The organism is Polynucleobacter sp. 35-46-11 (assembly GCF_002281105.1).
Window position 1 is genome coordinate 2,189 of record NZ_NCFJ01000219.1, and the last position, 4,055, is coordinate 6,243.

4 protein-coding genes are annotated in these 4,055 nt (G+C 42.8%); 3 read left to right on the top strand and 1 reads right to left on the bottom strand.

Annotated features, from left to right (window positions below; translation table 11 throughout):
• From B7Y67_RS12225 to B7Y67_RS12235, 3 genes are all read left to right on the top strand, one after another.
• A partial coding sequence (locus B7Y67_RS12225) for a nucleoside-diphosphate sugar epimerase/dehydratase (protein WP_293598885.1) occupies window positions 1-1,688 on the top strand: 1,688 nt, incomplete at its 5' end.
• A gap of 71 nt (window positions 1,689-1,759) precedes the next feature.
• The gene (locus tag B7Y67_RS12230) at window positions 1,760-2,095 is read left to right on the top strand and encodes a hypothetical protein (RefSeq protein ID WP_293598886.1); all 336 of its coding nucleotides are present in this window, start codon (window positions 1,760-1,762) and stop codon (window positions 2,093-2,095) included.
• A gap of 536 nt (window positions 2,096-2,631) precedes the next feature.
• Window positions 2,632-2,817 carry a hypothetical protein gene (locus B7Y67_RS12235; protein WP_293598887.1) on the top strand — a complete coding sequence of 62 codons (186 nt, stop codon included), beginning with the start codon at window positions 2,632-2,634 and terminating at the stop codon, window positions 2,815-2,817.
• 225 nt (window positions 2,818-3,042) lie between these two features.
• On the opposite strand, the gene B7Y67_RS12240 is transcribed toward B7Y67_RS12235, so the two are convergent.
• Window positions 3,043-4,055 (bottom strand): tyrosine-type recombinase/integrase (locus B7Y67_RS12240; protein ID WP_293598888.1); only part of this gene is annotated, 1,013 nt, incomplete at its 5' end.

Genomic DNA, 4,055 nt, shown 5'->3' on the forward strand with positions numbered 1-4,055 from the left:
CATTCTTCTGCACTTTTACACTTCTTGGGGTGGATGATGTGCCTCGGTCAATTGGCGTCATTCAACCAATCTTACTGTTTATCGGTATTGGTACTAGTCGATACCTTGTGCGCTATTGGTTGGGCAGCTTAAATAATGTTCAAAAGTCTTTTCATCGAGCTCGGCCTGTTGCACTGATTTATGGGGCCGGCTCAGCAGGTCGTCAATTGGCATCGGGCATCACTAGCAATAAAGAAATGTTGGTCAAAGGTTTTATAGATGATGACCCTCATTTACAGGGAGGCACAGTGAATGGGATTTCTGTGTACCCCCACAATGATGTGCAAGACCTGATCCATCGACTAGACATTACCGATGTGCTGCTGGCTATTCCCTCTGCTAGCCAGGATCGCAGAAGCGAAATTATCGCCTCATTAAATGGATATGGCGTACGTGTTCGCACCTTGCCAGGGCTCATTGATTTAGCCTCAGGTCGGGTCAGGATTTCAGACTTACATGATTTGGACATGAATGACTTGCTTGGAAGAGCGGTGGTTCCACCTCAAGTTGAGTTATTGGAAAAAAATATTCGCAACCAAGTTGTATTGGTAACCGGAGCGGGCGGCTCCATTGGTAGTGAGTTATGCCGTCAAATTATAAAGTTTTCTCCTAAATCATTAATCTTGCTCGATAGTAGTGAGCATTCCCTCTATTTAATCTATGAAGAATTAAAGAAGGTTGTTACTGGGCTTAACGGGAATCATTTGGCGAATAGTGGTAATGACCAAGCTTTGCTGCCTCACCCAGTTTTGCCAATCAAGTTGGTGGCTTGCTTAGCTTCAGTTCGAGATAGCGATTTGTTGCGAAAGATCTTTAGAGCTCATCAGCCAACTACGGTCTTTCATGCGGCAGCTTATAAGCATGTTCCGTTGGTGGAGCAAAACCCTGCTGAAGGTATTCGGAATAATGTTTTTGGAACATTTACCTGTGCCCAAGTGAGTTTAGAATGCGGCGTCAGCAATTTTATTTTGGTGAGCACTGATAAGGCGGTCAGACCAACGAATATCATGGGTGCTAGCAAGCGCATCGCTGAGCTGGTTTTGCAAGCAATGGCAGATATTAAAGACGATCATTCAACCAATTTTTCGATGGTGCGATTTGGTAATGTTCTCGGATCATCGGGTTCTGTGGCACCGCTTTTTAGCGCTCAGATTGCGGCAGGTGGACCTATTACCTTGACGCATCCTGAAGTGACGCGGTATTTCATGACCATTCCCGAAGCGGCGCAATTGGTGATTCAAGCAAGTGCAATGGCTGTTGGGGGTGATGTCTTTGTATTGGACATGGGCGAGCCCGTGCGGATTCATGATTTGGCTGTCAAGATGATTTATTTATCAGGCCTCTTGGTCAAGGATGAAGCTCACCCTCATGGTGACATAGAGATTGAAGTCACTGGTTTACGTCCAGGCGAAAAGCTCTATGAAGAACTCTTGATTGGTGATAATCCACAGCCAACAGCTCACCCAAAAATCATGAAGGCGCATGAAGAATTTTTATCTTGGGGTGATCTACAGCAAGAGCTTGAAAAGCTGAATCTAGCCTTGGATGCATGTGATGCTCAGTTGACCAGAGATATGCTCAAAAAGTTAGTACCTGGCTATCAGCCTAATGGCGAAGCTGTAGATTGGAATGGGGGGGGGAATTCCTAAACCATGAGCGCCCTATTTAAGCTTGATGTTTGCGCCATGATCTTGATGCATTTTTAAAGCAGTGGTGGATTATGTCAGTTAATACATTTCTTTCTGATCTTAAGCAATTTTTTATAGATTCATTTACAAGCCCCGTATATCAAGATGGGGTCTTGTATTTCATCATTGAAGAACTGCCCAATCCAAGAGATTCAGGGGTCTTCAAAATTCTATGCGGCAGCACCCAGATTGCATTGGATGCGGTTACCCTAGATGAGCCGGGAGTTGTTATTGCTAATGAGCTCATTGGTCTACATGCGGCTACTATTCGCAAGTACCCATACGAAAAAATTGAGTATGTGAATATTGCACCTTGGGCTCAAGTAAAAATTGAAGCTCGTATGGCTAGAATTGGGTTGTGGATCTAGATTTGCTTTATTGGTGCGGTAATTTCCCGGTGGGCTAACTGAGTTCAAAAGAGGGCGGTAACTATCAACATAGTATTTATTTTGAAACATGATCTTCGAGTCGATTCTTTCAAGTTTCATCTGGCAATTGTTTAAATAATTCTGTGCCGATATCATCTAGTTCAGCCTGGCCAGATTGGTGAGTCGTGAAAAATATCACAAAATTTGAACTCCTTTCGCAAATCGAAAATGTAAAAAATAATTACATTTTGGGGTTAGCGTCGATTTAAGTTTTATCAGAGCCTTTTGCGAGAAATCATCTTCGAAAAACTCGCTGTATCTTTGGAGGGTATTTTGTTGATTTTTATCAAGTTGCCACATTGCTGGCTAACGACGTCGATAGAAGCATTGCTTTAAAAGAGTTTACGACCATGTTGATCCGAGGACTTCTTAAAGAGTCGTTCGAGATTGTGCGGGCCTATACGAAAGCAACCCAACAAAGCCAAAAATTCAAGGCTCAGTCATGGTTTCAATTTTTTAGATTGATACGGAATTGCGTGTCACACAATTTCCGTTTTGAGTTTAGCGAATCAGATAAAGACTTACTTCCCGTGTTATGGCGTGGAAGAAAAATTGATAACTCTTTAGATCACCAACCTCTGGAAATTGCATTTCTAGGATATGACGGTGTGTGGGATTTGTTCTCCGAGCTCATGGTATTTGTGAATGAGGATCTGACATAAAATGAGGGGATTTAATCGAATTTCCGTTAAATTAAATTACTTAGAAATTCTAGTTTTAACTCAAGTTAATGGGCAGAGGCAGAGGGATTGCCAAAGCACGTAGCTTTTCTCATATTAGCGTGTAAATCCAACGAATATTCTTGTTTGTGGGCCATGCCGTCTTTATTCGCTGTAACTAGTAATTTTTTTCGCTTGAGTCTTTTGAGGGCTCTGTTTTTAATGGGATTAAATGTGTTCGACATACCTCATGACCGTATCGGATTTTGACCACCTTCCACGTTGCATGATGATTGGCATACTAGCTCCTGAATTCAATAAATCTTGAGCTGCGCCTACTCGTATAGAGTGACCACTAATCCCATCTACTTCCGATTCATCTAAACCAGCTTTCTTGGCAATCTTCTTGTAGATTCGGTTTATCTGTCCCGCTCCAATTTGAGGGCTTATATCTAGAGCTCGGTTGAGCCCACAAAACAGCATTTCCTGTCCCTTAGGAAGTTCTCTCATCCACTCCATTAATGCCTTGTGCGCTTTTAGACTAAGGTGCAGCCATTTTCCCGTGGAGTCTTGATCTGTCTTACTTTTTCTCAGGAGAATGGATGAAGTCTCAACACCATTCTTAATGTTTAATTTGACATCTTTGACTTGCAGCGAGACCAATTCACTGCGTCTACACAGGGTGTCATAGGCAACTAGCAATAAAGCTCTATCTCGAATTCCTCTGATGGAATTCTCAGTTGCGGCTAGCATTTTTTCTAGAGTATCTGCATTAATGCCTCCAGCCTGATTGGAGGAGCGGCCTAACTTGCGATGCATTCTGCGCATCTCCAATGTGACATCAGGATCTTTGGTGGGATCATCAAGACGATTGAGTTTATGAATGGCCGATAGTCCGCACAACGCTCTGCGAATGCTGGCCGATGATCTGCCGCTCCCGGTTAATTTGCAAATATATTGCACTACTAAATTAGGCTGAGCAGGTAAGGCATTTGCATTTTTGTCGCAGCAGAAAGCAATAAAATCATTAAAGTCCGCGCGATAGGCTCTAATCGTAGAAGGCGCATAGGCACCATCAATTTTCACGATGGTTTCTTGTAAAAGCTTGATCGCTGGATTGAAGTGCGAAAGTGGACTTGCTTTTTTGATATCTATATTGCCGTTGCCCACGAGCACTAATCTTCTTTTGACTGGACTTTTAAGCGCAGTTTGTGCAAAATCTTGATTATTAAGGATTTTTT